This is a genomic window from Micromonospora sp. URMC 107, from assembly GCF_051386315.1.
In the GTDB taxonomy this organism is placed as follows: domain Bacteria; phylum Actinomycetota; class Actinomycetes; order Mycobacteriales; family Micromonosporaceae; genus Micromonospora.
Window position 1 is genome coordinate 24,369 of record NZ_JBPQTK010000026.1, and the last position, 16,089, is coordinate 40,457.

The window sequence follows — 16,089 nt, forward strand, 5'->3', positions numbered from 1 at the left end:
GGGTGAGCGTTGAGAAGTTGGTCGTGATCGGCCAGGGGTACGTCGGCCTGCCGCTGGCCATGCGGGCCGTCGAGGCCGGCCTGGACGTGGTCGGGCTGGACGTCGACTCCGACCGGGTCAAGCGGCTCGCGTCGGGTGAGTCGTTCGTCGAGGACATCCCCGCCGACCGGCTGGGGCGGGCTCTGGGCAGCGGCCGGTACCGGCCGAGCACGGCGTACACCGACGCGGAGGGCTTCGACATCTGCGTGATCACGGTGCCCACGCCGCTGCGCGACGGCACGCCCGACCTCAGCTTCGTGGAGCAGGCCGGCGTCGGTATCGGCCCGTACGTGCGGCCGGGCTGCACGGTGATCCTGGAGTCCACCACCTACCCCGGCACCACGGAGGAGCTGCTGCGGCCGCTGCTGGAGTCGGCCAGCGGCCTGCGCAGCCCGGGCGACTTCCACCTGGGCTACAGCCCCGAGCGGATCGACCCGGGCAACCGGACCTGGCGCCTGGAGAACACCCCGAAGGTGGTCTCCGGGGTGGACGCGGTCGCGCTCGCCCGGGTGGACGGGTTCTACCGCCGGCTCGTGGAACGGACCGTGCCGGTGGACTCCACCCGGGTGGCGGAGCTGACCAAGCTCATCGAGAACACGTTCCGCCAGGTGAACATCGCCCTGATCAACGAGCTGACGATGCTCTCCCACCACCTCGACATCGACGTGTGGCAGGCGATCGAGGCGGCGGAGACCAAGCCGTTCGGCTTCATGCCGTTCCGGCCCGGCCCGGGGGTCGGCGGGCACTGCCTGCCGATCGACCCGTGCTACCTGTCCTGGCAGGTCAAGCGGCGCCTCGGGCGGCAGTTCCGGTTCATCGAGCTGGCCAACGACGTCAACCACGAGATGCCCGAGCACGTGGCCCAACGGATCATGAACGGGCTGAACCGGACCGGTCGCACCGTCAGCGGGGCCCGGCTGCTGCTGCTCGGGCTGGCGTACAAGAAGAACACCGGCGACATGCGCGACTCCCCCGCCGTCGACGTGGCCCGGCGCCTGCAGGCCCTCGGCGCGGACGTCCGGGCGGTGGAGCCGTACGCGGAGCCGCACCAGATCCCGGGCGGCGTGCTCGTGGTGGAGCTGACCGAGCGGGAGGTCCGCGCGGCGGACGCGGTGGTGGTGGTCACCGACCACGACGACTTCGACTACGACCTCGTCACCCGGCACGCCCGGTACGTCTTCGACACCCGCAACCGGTGTGTCGGCCCGGTGGTGGAGCGCCTGTAGACCCGGCACCGCTGGCCGGTCCCGCCGCCTCGGCGGGCGATGGGACCGGCCGGCGGATGTCACTGGTCGCCGAGCGCCTCGACGACCGGCCGGGACAGCGCCCGGCGGGCCGGCAGCACCGACGCGACCAGGGCGGCCACGACCGCGACCCCGAGGATCATCCCGAGCTGCCCCACCGGCAGCACCACGGCGAAGTCACCGCTGATCCGGGCCAGCAGGGCCATCGCGGCGGCGCTGACGCCGGTGCCCAGGCCGATCCCGAGCACCGCGCCGACCAGCGCCATCAGCACCGCCTCGACGGCCAGCATGGCCCGCATCCGGCCCCGAGTCAGTCCGACCGCCCGCAGCACGGCGTTCTCCCGGGTCCGCTCCACCACCGACAGGCTCAGCGTGTTCGCGACCCCGACCAGCGCGATCACCACGGCCAGACCCAGCAGCGCGGTGACGAAGGCGAGCAGCATGTCGACCGTGGCGGTGAGCATCTTCTTGTACGCGCCCTGGTCCATCAGGTTCGCCGTCGGGTACCGGGCGACCACCGCCTCGATGGCGGCCCGGGCCTGACCGGCGGAGACCCCGTCGGCGGGGTCGATCTCCGCCAGGTGACCCCGCTCGTCGGGGAAGAGGTCGGCGAAGTCGGCGTCCACCACGTCGATCACGTGACCGGCGGGGACGGGGCTGCCGGCGAGCGTCGGCCCGTCGGCGGTGACGACCGCGGCCACCCGGAACGACCGGCCGCGCACGGTCACGGTGGAGCCGGTCGTCCAGCCCCGGGCCTCGGCCAGCTCCCGGTGCACCAGCACCCACCCGGGCCCCAGCCGGTCGACCTCGCCCGCCACGACGCCCGTCAGCGTCCGACCGACCAGGGCGGGGTGCGCGGCCTGGATCTGCACGTCGGCGGCGACGGCGGCGCGCTGCTCGTGCACCACCGCCAGCTCGGGGCGGGCACGCAGCTCGGCCACGAGCGGCGCGGGCAGGTCCCCGCCGATCCCGGTGACCAGCCAGTCGACCCCGATCTCGGCGTCCACGCTGCGCTCGATGCCGTCCTTGGTGCTGCGGGCGCCGACCACGAAGGCCGACACCAGACCGATCCCGATCACCAGGGCGGTGGCGGTCGCGGCGATCCGGCGCGGGTTGCGTACGGCGTTCGCCACGGCCAGTGCGCCGGTGGCCCCGAACAGCCGGCGGGCCGGCCACCCCAGCACCCGGACCAGGGCCGGCACCAGCACCGGGCCGAAGAGCACGATCCCGAAGAAGGTGAGCACGCCGCCGGCGGCCACCAGCACCACCTGGACGGCGGACGCGGCGCCGACCAGCGCGGCGATCCCGGCGGCGAAGACCAGCGCCCCGACGGTCAGCCGGAGCCGGCCGGCCCCCCGGGCGGGCTGGACCGCCGCGTCGGTGAGCGCGGCGACCGGGGCGACGCGGGTGCCCCGCCACGCGGGCAGCAGGGCGGCGCCCATCGTGATCGCCGTGCCCAGCAACAGGCTGACCAGCACGGTCGGGCCGGTGACGGTGAGCCCGCCGGAGACCGGCGCGTCGAGCCGCGTCATCAGCTGGTTCAGGCCGCCGGCCAGGGCCACGCCGATCAGCACACCGGCCGCGGAGGCGACCAGCCCGACCAGCGCGGCCTCCAGCAGCGCCGCGCGGAACAGCTGGCCCCGGGTCGCGCCGACCAGCCGCAGCAGCGCGGTCCGCCGGGTCCGCTGGGCGAGCACGATGGCGAAGGTGTTGGCGATGACGAAGCCGGCGACCACGACGGCGACCCCGGCGAAGGTCAGCAGCACCATGTTGAACTGCTCCAGGTCGCGGACCGCGTCGGTCACGGCGTCGTCGAGGATGCGCTGCCGGGTCTTGACGGTCGCGCCGGCTCCGGCGACCTCGGCGGCCCGCTCGGCCAGCGCCTCGTCGGCCGCGCCGGGCCGGGCGGCCACCATGATCCGGTCGTAGCCCCGCTGGCCGGTCACCGCGAGGGCGTCCGCGCCGACCAGGCCGATGAACGGACCGCCGACGTCGCGGGAGGTGCCGGCCACGTCGACCGTGCCGACCAGCGTGTACGGGCGGGCCGCTCCCCCGCCGCCGCCGACGCGTACCGGGGCGCCGAGGGCGAAGCCCTCCTCCTCGGCGGTCTCGGCGTCCAGCACCACCTCTCCGGGGCGGTCGGGCAGCCGGCCGGCCACCACGTCGTACGAGCGCAGCGCCGGGTCCGCGGGGATCGCGGCGAGGACGGCGTAGCCGAGCACGGGGCGGCCGTCGGCGCCGACGATCCCGCCGGAGCCGAGCAGCTCCCCCTCGGCGGCGGCGACCCCGTCGAGGGAGCGCACCCTCTCGACCAGGGCGGCCGGCAGCGGATCGTCGGTGGCGGAGTGGACGGCGAGGTCGGTGTGCCGGTCGAACGCCCCGGCCCGGTCGTACGCGCCGGCCCGCATCCCGTCGACGAAGATCAGCGTGCCGGCGATGAACGCGACGCCGAGCACGATGGCCAGCGACGAGAGCATCAGGCGCAGCGCCTCGGCGCGGAGCTGGCGCAGGGTCGTGCGGATCACCGGGCCACCGCCTCGCGGCCGGCGGCCGGCACGCGCGCCGGGTCGAGGCCGGCCAGTGCGTCGAGCACCCGCTCGGCGGTCGGCGCGGTGAGGTCCCGTACCGGCCGGCCGTCGGCGAGGAAGACCACCCGGTCCGCGTGCCCGGCGGCCGACGGGTCGTGGGTCACCATGATCACCGTCTGGCCGAGGGTGTCGACGGCCTCGCGGAGCAGGCGCAGCACCTCGGCGCCGGAGCGCGAGTCCAGGTTGCCGGTCGGCTCGTCGGCGAAGATCACCCACGGCTTGGTGATCAGCGCGCGGGCCACCGCCACCCGCTGCTGCTGGCCGCCGGAGAGCTCGGCGGGACGGTGGCGCAGCCGGTCGGCGAGCCCCACCGCGGCGACGACCTGGCGCAGCCAGGCCCGCTCCGGCCGCCGGCCGGCGATCGCCAGGGGCAGCACGATGTTCTCCTCGGCGGTCAGCGCCGGCAGCAGGTTGAACTTCTGGAACACGAAGCCGACCCGGTCGCGGCGCAGCAGGGTGAGCCGCTTGTCGTCGAGGCGGGCGAGCTCGGCGTCGCCGATGCGCACGCTGCCGGAGGTGGGCCGGTCCAGGCCGGCGAGGCAGTGCATGAGGGTGGACTTGCCGGAGCCGGACGGGCCCATGATGGCGGTGAAGCGACCGGCGGCGAAGTCGACGTCGACGCCGTCGAGGGCGACGACGGCGGCCTGGCCGGAGCCGTACCGCTTGGACAGGCCGCAGGCGGTGACCGCGACGCCGGCGGCGGCGTGCGCGGGAGGTGCGACGGACACGTGGAGCTCCCCGTGGAGATCGTGGCTGGGACGTCTCCGACGCTATGGGCGCCGCCGGCCCGGCCGCGTCCACCCGACGCGGTGATCCCGCTGCGACCTGGGGAGCCCCTGACGGGGTGGGCCCGTACGACCTGGGTCGTAGCCGGGGCTCAGCCGCCGGGGGTGACCAGCCCGGTCTCGTACGCCAGCACCACGGCCTGCACCCGGTCGCGGAGCTGGAGCTTGGCGAGGATCCGCCCGACGTGCGTCTTCACGGTGGCCTCCGCGACGTGCACCCGGGCGGCGATCTCGGCGTTGGAGAGGCCCTGCGCCACCAGCAGCAGGATCTCCCGCTCGCGTTCGGTGAGCTGGCCGATCCGGGGGTCCTCGGCGGGCCCCGGGCCGAGCCGGCCGGCGAACCGGTCGAGCAGCCGCCGGGTGATGGACGGGGCGACCACCGAGTCGCCCTGGGCGACCACCCGGATGGCCGCCAGCAGCTCCTCCGGCGGGACGTTCTTGAGCAGGAATCCGCTGGCGCCGGCCTGGAGCGCGGCGAACGCGTCCTCCTCGGTGTCGAAGGTGGTGAGCACCAGCACCCGGGGCGGTCCGGCGGGACGGTCCCGGCAGATCCGGCGGGTCGCCTCCACCCCGTCCATGGTGGGCATCCGGACGTCCATCACCACGACGTCGGCCTCGACGCGGGCCAGCAGCCGCAGGGCGTCGGCCCCGTCGATCGCCTCGCCGACGACCGCCAGATCCGGCTGGGAGTCCAGCACCATCCGGAAACCGGCGCGGACCAATGCCTGGTCGTCCACGATCACCACGCGGACCGTCATGCCGCCGTCACCTCCGTCGTTCCGGACGTCGACGGTAGCGGTAGCCGCGCCTCGACCTGCCAGCCCCCGGCGAGTCGCGGCCCGGCGGTCAGGGCGCCGTCGTACACGCCGACCCGCTCGCGCATGCCGACCAGGCCGTGCCCGCCGGACGGCGCCGGGCTGACCGGGGGCCGGCCGCGCCCGTCGTCGACGACCCGGACCAGCACGGCGTCGTCGGCGTGGGCGACGGTGACCTCGACGCCGGCGCCGACCCCGGCGTGCTTCAGCGCGTTGGTGAGCCCCTCCTGCACCACCCGGTAGACGGTCAGCTCCAGCCCCGGCGGCATCGGCGTCGGCTTCCCGGTGACCGTGTGCCGCGCCTGGAGGCCGGCGGCGCGGAACCGGTCGAGCAGGGCGGGGAGTTCGGCCAGCGCCAGCCGGCGGTGCTCCGGGTCGGCGGCCACCCCGGCGCCGTCGGGCTCGCCCGCCGCACCCGGGCCGGCCCCCGCCTCCGGCGGGCTGGGCTCCCGCAGTACGCCGACCAGCCGGCGCATCTCCTCCAGCGCCTGCCGGCCGGTGTCGGCGACCACCTTGACCGCCTGGCGGGCGGTCTCCGGGTCCCGGTCGAGCATGAACCGCGCCCCGTCGGCCTGCACGATCATCACGGCCATGCTGTGTGCCACCACGTCGTGCAGTTCCCGGGCGATGCGGGTGCGTTCCCCGGCGACGGCGGCGCGCGCCTCCGCCTCGCGTTCCCGCTCCAGGGTGGCGGCCCGTTCCTCCAGGCTGAGCACGTAGAACCGGCGGGTCCGCACGTTCAGCCCGACCAGCCAGACCGCCCCGGTGACCAGGCCGTAGTAGATCGCCGTCGCCCACCAGGCGATGACGCCCTGGGTCTGGAGGCCGGCGAGCACCACCCCGACGGCGGCGCCGATCCCGGCGAGGACCCCGTCGCGGAGCCGGTCGGCGTACTTGACCACGCTGTAGAGGGCGATCAGCACCGCGACGTCGAAGGCCAGCGGCCCCCATCCGGCGACCACCTGCACCAGCGCGAGCGCCGCCACGACCAGAGCGACCGCCGACGGGTGGGCCCGGCGGAACAGCAACGCCACGGCCATCGCGGCGCCGACCAGGGTGGCCTTCCATCCGCCGGGCTGGTTCGCCAGGCCGGCGAGGGCGAGGAGCACCACCGCGACGGCGACGAGGACGTCGAAGCCGACGCCCCGCAGGGGGCGGCCGAAGATCGTACGGTTCACGGTCACCCAGCGTACGTGCCGCAGGTCAAGGGTCACTCCGCCCCGATCCCGGTCGGCCGCCGGCCCGGGTCAGGAGAGCAGCTCGCGCATCCGGTCGATCTCGACGGTCTGCTCGGTGGCGACGGAGTTGGCGAACTCCGACAGGGTGAGGTCGGCGCCGACCTTGAGCAGGTCCGTGGCCATCTGGACCGCGCCCTGGTGGTGCTCCGTCATCATCCGCACGAAGAGCCGGTCGAACTCGGCGCCCCGCGCCGCGGCGAGCTGCCTGATCGCCTGGGGCGTCTGCATGCCCCGCATGCCGGCGTGGTCGTGCCCGGCGACCTCGGTGGGGAGGCCGCGGTCCTGCAACCAGCCCCGCATCATGCCTATCTCCGGGCCCTGGCTGGCCCGGATCCGCTCGGCGAGGGCGCGCAGGGCCGGGTCGGCGGCGCGGTCGGGGGCCAGCTCCGCCATCTCCAGCGCCTGGGCGTGGTGCGGAATCATCATCCGGACGAACCAGACGTCCATCGAGTTGTGCCGGGACGTGGCCGCGTCGCGCAGCTCCGCGGCCGGCCGGGTCGCGGCGGCCTCGCCCGGCCGACCGGGAACGATCACCGTGGGCCGGTCCGGACCGGCCGGGGCGGACGTCGGGGCGCTGGCGGTGACCTGGGCCGCCGGAGCCGTGGTCGAGCCGCCACCGGAACGGGCCAGGACGACCACCACCATGGCGAGCAGGAGCGCGGATATGACGACGGCCAGTGTCCGCGCGCGGCGGTTGGTCATGGGCCACTCCCCCCGGTAGAGGTCATGGCGATGCTATACATCGACAGGGATCCTTTTGTGTGACATGTATCACATCGATGGAACTCGTTGGGCGGTAAGGTGTGCGCAATTGCCATCCCCTTGCGAAGGGCATCGCCGATGACCACTTTTCGCACCCCGCGGGCCAGGCGGCTCACCACCGTGAGCCTGGCCGCGGCCGGCATCCTCCTCGCCAGCGTCGCCACCGCCACACCGGGAAGTGCCGGGACGGTGACGCGGTCCGCCCCATCGGGCACGGTGGACACCACCTACACCATCCCCGGCGTCGACGAGATCGTCAGCAGCCCCAACCTTCGGCAGGTCGCCAACCTACCGAAGCAGGCGCCGCTGGACGCCACGAACAGCGACCTCGCCTTCCAGGGCCACTACGCGTTCGCCGGCAACTACAACGGCTTCGTCGTCTACGACATCTCCCGGCCGACCGCGCCGACGGTGGTGTCGCAGGTCTACTGCCCCGGGTCGCAGAACGACATCTCCGTCCACGGCGACCTGCTGTTCCTCTCCACCGACTCCTCCCGCAGCGACGACTCCTGCAACAGCACCAGCGCGCCGGCGACGGAGAAGGCGTCCTGGGAGGGCATCAAGGTCTTCGACATCAGCGACAAGGCCAACCCGCGCTACGTCAAGGCGGTGGAGACGGCCTGCGGGTCGCACACCCACACCCTCGTGCCGGGCAAGGACCGCAGGACCGTCTACCTGTACGTCTCCTCGTACAGCCCGCGGGCGGAGTTCCCCGACTGCCAGCCCCCGCACGACTCCGTCTCCATCGTCAAGGTGCCGGTGAAGTCGCCCACCGACGCGGCGGTGGTGGCCTCCCCGAACCTCTTCCCCGACGGCGGCTACGAGGGTCGGCCCGGCGGTTCGGCGACCACCGGCTGCCACGACATCACCGCCTACCCGGAGAAGGACCTCGCGGCGGGCGCGTGCATGGGTGACGGCATCCTGATGGACATCTCGGACCGGGAGGCCCCGCGGCTGATCAACCGGGTGCGGGACACCGTCAACTTCGCGTTCTGGCACTCCGCCACGTTCAACAACGCCGGCACCAAGGTCGTCTTCACCGACGAGCTGGGCGGCGGCAGCGCGGCCACGTGCACCGAGGCGATCGGCCCCGACCGGGGCGCCGACGCCATCTACGACATCACCGGCCGCGGCGACGCCCGGACGATGGTCTTCCGCAGCTACTACAAGATTCCCCGGATCAACGCCGACACCGAGAACTGCGTGGCGCACAACGGCTCGCTGATCCCCGTGCTCGGGCGCGACATCATGGTCCAGGCGTGGTACCAGGGCGGCATCTCCGTCTGGGACTTCACCGACTCGGCCGACCCGAAGGAGATCGCGTTCTGGGAGCGGGGCCCGCTGTCGGCAGACCGGCTGACCGGCGGCGGCTCCTGGTCCGCGTACTACTACAACGGCTACATCTACTCCAACGACATGCGCAAGGGCCTCGACGTCCTGAAGCTGACCGACTGGCGGACCTGGACGGCGAACCTCGTCCGGTACCGCGAGCTGAACGCGCAGACCCAGCCCAGCTACCTGAGCTGGTAGTCGCACAGCGACGACGGGCCCGGCCCCGCAGGGGGTCGGGCCCGTCGGTGTCCACGGCGGACGCGGCGGTCAGCCGGCCGGCGGGTACGGGTCGTTCTGGTAGGTGTACTCCGTCTCGATCTTGCCGTCGGAGGTGTGTACGACGAGCTGGCTCGGCTCGTTGCCGTGCGCCGCCCGGCGCCCCGCCTCGACGGCGAGCTGCTTGGTGTCGAACGTGCCGACGACCTGGTTGCCCTGCTCGACCTTCCAGCCGCCGCCGTTCGGCACGACGTGGTACTGGTTGCGCTTCATGTCAGTCACCCGCCTCTCGGTCAGGTCTTCCGGGATACCCGGGCCCCCGGGGCGGAAAACCCTCCTCCGTGGACAACCGTCCGCCGCCGCCAGGGCGTCCAACGGTCATGCGGAGAACTCTCCTCGGTGCCGGCCTGGCCCTGGTGCTGGCCGTCGGCGCCTGCTCGACCGCGGATCCGGGGCCCGTCGCGGCGCCCGTGACGACGGCCGGCGCGCCGAGCGCGTCCCGGCAGGACGCCGGCCAGGTCCGCCGGACGCTGGCCAGCCTGCGCAGGGTCGCCGACCTCCCGCTGTACGAGATGACCTACGTCGGGGCGTACGACCCGACGGTGGGCACGGACGCCGCCGCGGCGGAGCCGTTCGGGTGTTCGCTCTTCGTCGCCGCCGGTGATCCCGACCGGCCGCTGTTCGCCCGCAACTTCGACTGGGACGCCAATCCGGCGCTGGTGCTGCGCACCGATCCGCCGGACGCGTACGCCAGCATCTCGGTGGTCGACATGTCCTACCTCGGGGTGGGCGCCGACCCGGCCGGCGACCGGCGGCTGCTCGACGCGCCGCTGCTGCCCTTCGACGGCGTGAACGAGCGCGGGCTGGCGGTCGGCCTCGCCGCGGACGACGGCGCTCGCGCCGACCGCGACCCGGGCCGGGCCACCGTCGGGTCGGTACGCGTCCTGCGACTGGTGCTCGACCGCGCGGCGACGGTCGACGAGGCGGTGGCCGTCTTCCAGCGGTACAACCTGGACTTCGCGGGCGGCCCGCCGCTGCACTACCTGATCGCCGACCGCGGCGGCGCCTCGGCCGTGGTCGAGTTCGTCGACGGCCGGTTGCGCGTCGAGCGGGGCGTGGGCGGCTGGCGGGCACTGACCAACGTGCCGGTCGTCGGCGTCGCGGAGGAGCGTCGCCGTGCGGACCGCCGCTACCGGATCATCGCCGAGGCGCTCGACCGCAGCGGCGGCGCGGCGGACGCCACCGCGGCCTTCCGGATCCTCCGCGACGTCCGGCAGGCGCACACCCGTTGGTCGGTGACGTACGACCTACGCGGCGGGGAGGTCCGGCTGACCACCGCGGTGGGCGGCGAGCACCGCTACCGGCTTCCGGTGCGGTGAGCGCCGCTCACCCGGCCGGGATCCGGTCGAGCTGCGCGTGGATCGCCTCGGGCGTCAGCGCGGGCCGACCGCCCGGATGGCCCACGGTGGCGCCGGCCGCCGCGACGGCGTGCCGCGCGACCCGCTCACGGGACTGCCGCGCAGCACGCCCAAAGTCAACGCGGCGACGAAGGCGTCCCCGGCGCCGGTGTCGTCCACGGTGGGCGTCTCACTCAGCGGCAGGAACAGCTCACCGTCGGGCCAGACAAACGCGTTGCCCTTCCCGGCCACCTCGACGGCCAGCAGCGACGGGCCGCGGCGCAGCAGCGCCCGCCCGGCGGCGAGCCCCGCCGCGGCGTCCCGCGGCGCGTCGCCGGTGATCAGCTCGACCTCCTGCGCGTCGGCACGCAGCACGTCGGCGAGGGCGAGCAGCGCGTCGACGTCGGCCGCGTCGGCCGGCGCGCCGTCGAGCACGACCAGCCGGCCCGCCTCCCTGGCGGTCCGGGCCGCGGCCAGGGCGGCCCGCGCCGGCTGCTGGAGCTGCACCAGTACGGCCCGCGCGGCCCGCAGCGCGGACGCCGCCCCGGCGACGTCGTCGGGGGTGAGCAGGGTGGCCTCGGGAATGTCCTCCAGATAGCGCCAGCGGGCGTCGGCGTCGACCACGTCGACGATGAGCCCGGTCGCGGTGTCCGGCCGGCGCCGCACCCACCCGACGTCGATGCCGTCGGCCCGCGCCTGCGCCAGCAGCCGCTCCCCCACCTCGTCGTCGCCGACCACCCCGAGCAGGCCGACGGCGGCGCCGAGTTGCGCCAGCCCGACGGCCTGGTTGGCCCCCTTGCCGCCGAGCAGCTCGCGCCGCCGCCGCACCGGGGTGGTCCCGCCGGCCTGCGGGACCTCGTCCACCAGCAGCACGAGGTCCCGGGCCACCTGCCCGACCACCATCACGTCCAGTTCCGCCATGCCGGACCACTACCCGCGACCGCCCCGGTTGATCCACGCCGAGCCCGGGGAGTGTCCGATGCGGCCGCGAGGGGTGTGCGCCGGGCCGTCCCGGTCGCGGGAGGTGCGCGGCGGGCGGTCCCGGCCCCGGACGGGCCGCCACGGCGCGCGGAGCGCCCACGGTCCCGCGGGTGGCGGCCGGTCACCCCGGCAGCGGCGCCTCGTCGCCCCGGGTGCGGCGCGGCCCGACCAGCCGGCGCACCATCGGGGCGGCGTTCCACTTCGCCGCGCCGGCCAGGTCGCGGGCGTGCTCCAGCAGGGTGTAGTCGGGCCGGGCCCGGCCGTCGGCGATGGCCCGGTCCAGGTCGTTGCCGCACCGGGTCAGCACGTTGTCGAAGTCGCGGCGCACCGGTTCGAGCAGGTGGTAGCCGAACGAGCGGTGCAGCCGGGCGAAGAGCGGCTTGTAGAGCCGGGCCCGCTCGTGCAGCCCCGAGGAGTACGACATCGGGTTCTTCGGCCGACGCCGGACGTAGTCGGGCAGCAGGTCGGCGAAGGCCCGCCGGACGATCCACTTCTCCTGCCCCTCGCGCATCTTCAGCCCGATGGGCAGCCGCATCGCCAGCTCGACGAGGCTCAGGTCCAGGAACGGCACGCGGGCCTCCACCCCGTGCCCCATGCTGGCCCGGTCGACGCGCTGCAACTCCGTACGGCAGAGGTTGCGGATCTTGTGCAGGAAGAGGCGGCGGGACGCCTCGGGGCCGACCTCGTGGTACATCGGGTAGCCGCCGAACAGCTCGTCCGAGCCGTCCCCGGTGAGCACCACCTTCACGCCCAGTTCGCGCAGCCGGCGGAACAGCGGCACGGTGACCACCGCGTTGATGATGTCCCCGTACTCGGTCAGCTCGGACATCCGGATGGCCTCCCGGATGTCGGCCAGCCGGATGTCGCGGGGACGCAGCTCGACGACCTCGTGCGGCACCCCCAGGTCCTTCGCGAGCCGCCGCGCGTACGCGACGTCGGGGCTGTCCGGCACGCCGACCGTGACCGCGACGCAGTCGGGGTGCATCTCGCGCACGTGCAGCAGGGCCAGCGAGCTGTCCAGCCCGCCGGAGAGCACCACCCCCACGGTGAGGTCGGTGTCCACCCGCATCCGGATGCTGTCGGTGAGGGCGGCACGGACGAGCAGGGCGGCCTCGTCCGGGTCGTCCACCACCGGCAGCCCGTCGCCGAGGGTGAGCAGGTCGACGTACGCGCGCAGCCGGACCGACCCGTCGGGCTCCGCCCAGCCGTGGTGCCCGGGCGGCACCTCGACGATCGGGGCGCGGTGCCCGACCAGCGCTTTGACCTCGCTGGCGACATGCAGGCAGCCGGGCGTCCGGGCCCAGTACAACGGCTTGACGCCGAGCGGGTCCCGGACCAGGTAGGCCCGGCCGGTGGCCCGTTCCACGACGGCGAAGGCGTACTCGCCGCGCAGCCGGGTCACCATGCCCTCGCCCCACCGCAGGAACGCGGCGAGCACCACCTCGGTGTCGCTGGCGCTGCGGAAGCGGTGTCCCAGCCGGACCAGTTCCGCGCGCAGCTCGTGATGGTTGAAGACCTCGCCGTTGTAGCAGAGCAGCCACCGCTCGTCGGCGGACGCCCACGGCTGCACGGCGCGTTCGGCGTCCATGATCGGCAGCCGGCGGGTGCCGGTGAGCAGGCCGTTCTCGTAGCGGGTCTCGGTGACCTCGCCGCGTGGGGCGAGGGTGGCGAGCATCCGCCGGAAGATCGTCGGATCGGCCTCGGGGCCGAGGCTCAACGCGATGCCGCACATCGGCTCAGACCCCCATCTCGGCTTCGTACGCCCGCCGCAGCCGCCGCCGCGCCGGTGGCGCGAGGCACAGGTGCCAGGCCTGCCCCTCGTCGACCACGTTGACCTCGCCGGCCCGCTGCCGGGCCAGCAGCAGCTCGGCCAGGGTGTCCCGGACGCCGAAGCGGCCGAACCACTCCATCTCGACGTCCACCGCCCAGCCGAGGCAGTGGCCGCTGGGCACCATGGCGGCGTACCCGAGTCGGCGCAGCCGGTGCTGGTGCTCGGCGCTGCGGACCAGGCTGGTCACCCACAGCGGCGGCGTGCCGGGCGGGGTGCTGGCGGCGAACTGCCGGGCGAGGTCGTTGAGCAGCGCCACCATCTCGCGGCGGGCCCGCCGGAACCGCAGGCCGGCGGTGCGCGGCGTGGCGTCGGGCAGCAGCCGGCGTCGCACCGCCCGCAGCCCGCGTCGCAACAGCGTCCGCGGCTGCTCGGTGTAGCGGAAGCGCAGCAGGTCCCGCCGGCGCAGCCACTCCAGGTCCACCAGGTCGGGGCTGGCGTCGACCTGGGCGTCGGTGAGGAAGGTGGGGGCGTCGCGCCACCACATCACGTCGATGCGGGAGAGCAGGTAGATCCGGACCAGCGCGGTGAGGTCGGCGGCGGAGCTGCGCGCGTTGGGCTGGTAGCGGGCCATCTCCAGCAGCAGCGTCTCGCGCGCGCCGACGAGCCCCTGCCCGGTGGCGTCGAGCACGGCGGCGATGGCGGGTTCGCGCAGTCGGTCGTCGATCAGCACCTGCCGGGCGGCGGTGCAGGACGCGTCGGCCAGGGCGCCGACCTCGACCAGCAGCTCGGCCACGGCCGCCCGGTAGGCGTCCAGGTCCGGCGCGGCGGCGGGTCGCGTCGGCGTGGCGAACGCGCGCCGCCGGGCCGGGGCGGCGGGTGTGACGGGGGAACCGGGCCGCTGTCCCGGGCTTCGGCTGGGCACTCGCATGGTCGGGTCCTCTCTCCCGTCATGGCATCACTGTGTGCATCGCCCCTGGACACACCGTAATCAGCCCGGACGGGATGAGTCCGAACAATCCTCCTATCTACTCCTTCGGAACGTCCGACGGTCACGGCGCGCACGAAGGGTCACGGTCGGGACGCTCCGCTCAACCGCTGCACCTCGGCGTACGAGGTCGGTTCCGGGTGCGGCCCGCCGCCGGTCCGGACGGCGTCCAGCGTGTCCAGGGCGGCGCCCAGCGCGGCCCGGAACAGCAGCGAGCCCGTGCTGACCCGGGCCACGCCGAGCGCACCCAGTTCGGCGAGGGTGGGTCCGCCCGGCCGGTGCAGCACGTTCAGGGGCACGTCGATGCCGGCGACGAGCGCCCCGACAGTCCCGGCGTCCGGCGCCGCGGGCACGAAGATGCCGTCGGCGCCGGCGGCCGCGTAGGCACGGGCCCGGGCGAGGGTCTGCGGCAGCGGCTCGGGGGTGCCGAGCCACCACGTGTCGGTGCGGGCGTTGACGAACAGGTCCGGTACCGCGGCCTTGACGGCGGCCACCTTGGCCGCCGTCAGCTCCGTCGGGTCGAGGGTGCCGTCGGCGCGGCCGTCCTCGATGTTGATCCCGACCACGCCGAGGGCGGCCAGCTCGGCCGCCAGGTCGGCGACGGCCGCCGGGTCGTCGTCGCAGCCCCCCTCCACGTCGACGCTGAGCAGCACCGGGAGCCGGCGCAGCGCGCGGGCCAGCCGGACGTTCTCGGCCCGGGTGGCCGCCGCCGCGTCCGGCAGGCCGGCGGCCGCCGCGACCCCGAGGCTCGTGGTGCCGACCGCCTGATGCCCACGCGCGACGAACGCGGCGGCGCTGGCGTGGTCCCAGGCGTTGGGCAGCAGCAGCGGCTGGTCGGCGTGGTGCAGGGCGTGGAAGGCGGCGCAGCGCTCGTTCATCGGATCTCCAGCTCGATCGTCGTCGGGACGCGCAGCAGCGCGTGCGGTTCGTGGTTCACGGCAGCGGCTGTGGTCCGGCAGCGGTGGCGCAGCACCTGCACCACCCCGGCGGCCAGGGCCAGGGCGTGCCGGTCGCCCGGGCAGCCGCGCGGTCCCGCGCCGAAGGTCAGTGCCGCGCCGGGCCGGCCGGGTGCGAAACGGTCCGGGTCGGCGTGTGCCGCCGGATCCCGGTTGGCGGCGTCGAAGCGCAGCAGCACCTCGTCGCCCGCCGCCAGGCGGTTGCCGGCCAGCCGTGCCGGCGCGACCGTGACCCGCCGGGTCCCACGTACCGGCGGGTCGAGCCGGAGCACCTCGGCGACCAGGTCGCCGGTCGACACGGTCGCGGGCAGCGCCAGGCCGGGGCGGGTGGCGGCGCCGATCAGCCCGGCGGTCGCGTCGCACGCCTGCACCAGCAGCCCGATCCGGTTCGCCACCGCCTCGGGCGGGCCCGGCGGCGTCATCGCGAGCAGCGCCGAGACCGCCCGGTCGGCCGCGGCGACCCGCGCCGCGTCGGCGCCGGGGTGGTAGGCCGCCGCCACGGCGGTCACCGCCGGCACGGCCGCCACCGGATCGGCGAGCCCGAGCCGCGCCGCCAGCACCCGCAGCGGTACGTGGCGCGCGAGCCCGGACATCACCTCCAGCCGATCGCCGGCACGGTCGAGCACCTCTGCGGTCAGCCGGGCCGCGGCGGCACGCAGTTCGTCGTGGTCGACTGCGGCCAGCGCGGCGACCCCGGCGGCCCGGCGGGTCAGGTGCCGGTGCGGGGCGCTGAACCGGCTGACGGTGCCGCGCAGCCAGGCCAGCGTGCCGGGCGCTCCACCCCGGGCGACGGGAACCTGCCAGGCCGGGTCGGCGAGCACCGCCCGCACGTCGGCGTGCCGGGTCACCGTCCAACCGGTGTCGGGGTGCCGGGTGGGCGGGCCGCACGGCGGGGTGCCGGGCGCGGGCGCGATCACGAGGTCGTCGACGGTCACCCGGGCGACGGTAGGGCCGCGATTCTTCGGCGGCCCCCGAAACGT

14 protein-coding genes are annotated in these 16,089 nt (G+C 75.0%); 3 read left to right on the forward strand and 11 right to left on the reverse strand.

What is annotated here, in order from left to right; translation table 11 throughout:
* Window positions 1-2 precede the first annotated feature (2 nt).
* On the forward strand, window positions 3-1,265 hold the full coding sequence (locus tag ACSNN9_RS08955) for a nucleotide sugar dehydrogenase (protein ID WP_436672443.1): 1,263 nt from the start codon (window positions 3-5) through the stop codon (window positions 1,263-1,265).
* 59 nt (window positions 1,266-1,324) lie between these two features.
* On the opposite strand, the gene ACSNN9_RS08960 is transcribed toward ACSNN9_RS08955, so the two are convergent.
* From ACSNN9_RS08960 to ACSNN9_RS08980, 5 genes are all read right to left on the reverse strand, one after another.
* Window positions 1,325-3,808, reverse strand: coding sequence for an ABC transporter permease (locus ACSNN9_RS08960; protein WP_436672445.1), 2,484 nt, complete (start codon window positions 3,806-3,808; stop codon window positions 1,325-1,327).
* Window positions 3,805-4,599 (reverse strand): ABC transporter ATP-binding protein, encoded by a 795-nt coding sequence (locus tag ACSNN9_RS08965; RefSeq protein ID WP_436672446.1) that lies wholly within the window; start codon window positions 4,597-4,599, stop codon window positions 3,805-3,807. Before ACSNN9_RS08965 ends, ACSNN9_RS08960 begins: the two co-directional genes overlap by 4 nt.
* A gap of 149 nt (window positions 4,600-4,748) precedes the next feature.
* A complete protein-coding gene (locus ACSNN9_RS08970) occupies window positions 4,749-5,414 on the reverse strand; it encodes a response regulator (protein ID WP_436672448.1) in 666 nt (221 codons plus the stop codon).
* On the reverse strand, window positions 5,411-6,655 hold the full coding sequence (locus ACSNN9_RS08975) for a sensor histidine kinase (RefSeq protein ID WP_436672450.1): 1,245 nt from the start codon (window positions 6,653-6,655) through the stop codon (window positions 5,411-5,413). The genes ACSNN9_RS08970 and ACSNN9_RS08975 overlap by 4 nt, the downstream gene beginning before the upstream one ends.
* Window positions 6,656-6,718: 63 nt before the next feature.
* Window positions 6,719-7,411, reverse strand: coding sequence for a DUF305 domain-containing protein (locus ACSNN9_RS08980; RefSeq protein ID WP_436672451.1), 693 nt, complete (start codon window positions 7,409-7,411; stop codon window positions 6,719-6,721).
* A 138-nt stretch (window positions 7,412-7,549) separates the two neighbouring features.
* Here ACSNN9_RS08980 and ACSNN9_RS08985 point away from each other — a divergent pair, with 138 nt between their 5' ends.
* On the forward strand, window positions 7,550-9,001 hold the full coding sequence (locus ACSNN9_RS08985) for an LVIVD repeat-containing protein (RefSeq protein WP_436672453.1): 1,452 nt from the start codon (window positions 7,550-7,552) through the stop codon (window positions 8,999-9,001).
* Between the two features lie 69 nt (window positions 9,002-9,070).
* Here ACSNN9_RS08985 and ACSNN9_RS08990 read toward each other — a convergent pair whose 3' ends face one another.
* Window positions 9,071-9,292: a DUF2188 domain-containing protein gene (locus ACSNN9_RS08990; protein WP_121398663.1), complete on the reverse strand. Its 222-nt coding sequence runs from the start codon at window positions 9,290-9,292 to the stop codon at window positions 9,071-9,073.
* 107 nt (window positions 9,293-9,399) lie between these two features.
* Between ACSNN9_RS08990 and ACSNN9_RS08995 the strand changes: the two genes are divergently transcribed.
* Window positions 9,400-10,398 (forward strand): linear amide C-N hydrolase, encoded by a 999-nt coding sequence (locus tag ACSNN9_RS08995; RefSeq protein ID WP_436672454.1) that lies wholly within the window; start codon window positions 9,400-9,402, stop codon window positions 10,396-10,398.
* A gap of 54 nt (window positions 10,399-10,452) precedes the next feature.
* Here the strand turns inward: ACSNN9_RS08995 and ACSNN9_RS09000 are convergent, their stop codons facing one another.
* The 5 genes from ACSNN9_RS09000 to ACSNN9_RS09020 form a co-directional block, all read right to left on the reverse strand.
* Complete coding sequence (locus ACSNN9_RS09000) at window positions 10,453-11,337, reverse strand: PfkB family carbohydrate kinase (protein WP_436672455.1); 885 nt, start codon at window positions 11,335-11,337, stop codon at window positions 10,453-10,455.
* 181 nt (window positions 11,338-11,518) lie between these two features.
* Window positions 11,519-13,129 carry an asparagine synthetase B family protein gene (locus tag ACSNN9_RS09005; RefSeq protein ID WP_436672457.1) on the reverse strand — a complete coding sequence of 537 codons (1,611 nt, stop codon included), beginning with the start codon at window positions 13,127-13,129 and terminating at the stop codon, window positions 11,519-11,521.
* Window positions 13,130-13,133: 4 nt separating this feature from the next.
* Complete coding sequence (locus ACSNN9_RS09010) at window positions 13,134-14,096, reverse strand: DUF5715 family protein (protein WP_436672458.1); 963 nt, start codon at window positions 14,094-14,096, stop codon at window positions 13,134-13,136.
* A 140-nt stretch (window positions 14,097-14,236) separates the two neighbouring features.
* A complete protein-coding gene (locus ACSNN9_RS09015; protein ID WP_436672459.1) occupies window positions 14,237-15,031 on the reverse strand; it encodes an isocitrate lyase/PEP mutase family protein in 795 nt (264 codons plus the stop codon).
* Window positions 15,028-16,044: a cytochrome P450 gene (locus ACSNN9_RS09020; protein ID WP_436672460.1), complete on the reverse strand. Its 1,017-nt coding sequence runs from the start codon at window positions 16,042-16,044 to the stop codon at window positions 15,028-15,030. The genes ACSNN9_RS09015 and ACSNN9_RS09020 overlap by 4 nt, the downstream gene beginning before the upstream one ends.
* Between the last annotated feature and the right edge of the window lie 45 nt (window positions 16,045-16,089).

Bases quoted from the DNA above. Each gene is read 5' to 3' on its own strand.
- ACSNN9_RS08995 (WP_436672454.1), top strand. From the start codon at position 9,400: ATGCGGAGAACTCTCCTCGGTGCCGGCCTGGCCCTGGTGCTGGCCGTC.
- ACSNN9_RS08970 (WP_436672448.1), bottom strand. From the start codon at position 5,414: ATGACGGTCCGCGTGGTGATCGTGGACGACCAGGCATTGGTCCGCGCC.
- ACSNN9_RS09000 (WP_436672455.1), bottom strand. From the start codon at position 11,337: ATGGCGGAACTGGACGTGATGGTGGTCGGGCAGGTGGCCCGGGACCTC.
- ACSNN9_RS09010 (WP_436672458.1), bottom strand. From the start codon at position 14,096: ATGCGAGTGCCCAGCCGAAGCCCGGGACAGCGGCCCGGTTCCCCCGTC.
- ACSNN9_RS08985 (WP_436672453.1), top strand. From the start codon at position 7,550: ATGACCACTTTTCGCACCCCGCGGGCCAGGCGGCTCACCACCGTGAGC.
- ACSNN9_RS09015 (WP_436672459.1), bottom strand. From the start codon at position 15,031: ATGAACGAGCGCTGCGCCGCCTTCCACGCCCTGCACCACGCCGACCAG.
- ACSNN9_RS08980 (WP_436672451.1), bottom strand. From the start codon at position 7,411: ATGACCAACCGCCGCGCGCGGACACTGGCCGTCGTCATATCCGCGCTC.
- ACSNN9_RS09005 (WP_436672457.1), bottom strand. From the start codon at position 13,129: ATGTGCGGCATCGCGTTGAGCCTCGGCCCCGAGGCCGATCCGACGATC.
- ACSNN9_RS08990 (WP_121398663.1), bottom strand. From the start codon at position 9,292: ATGAAGCGCAACCAGTACCACGTCGTGCCGAACGGCGGCGGCTGGAAG.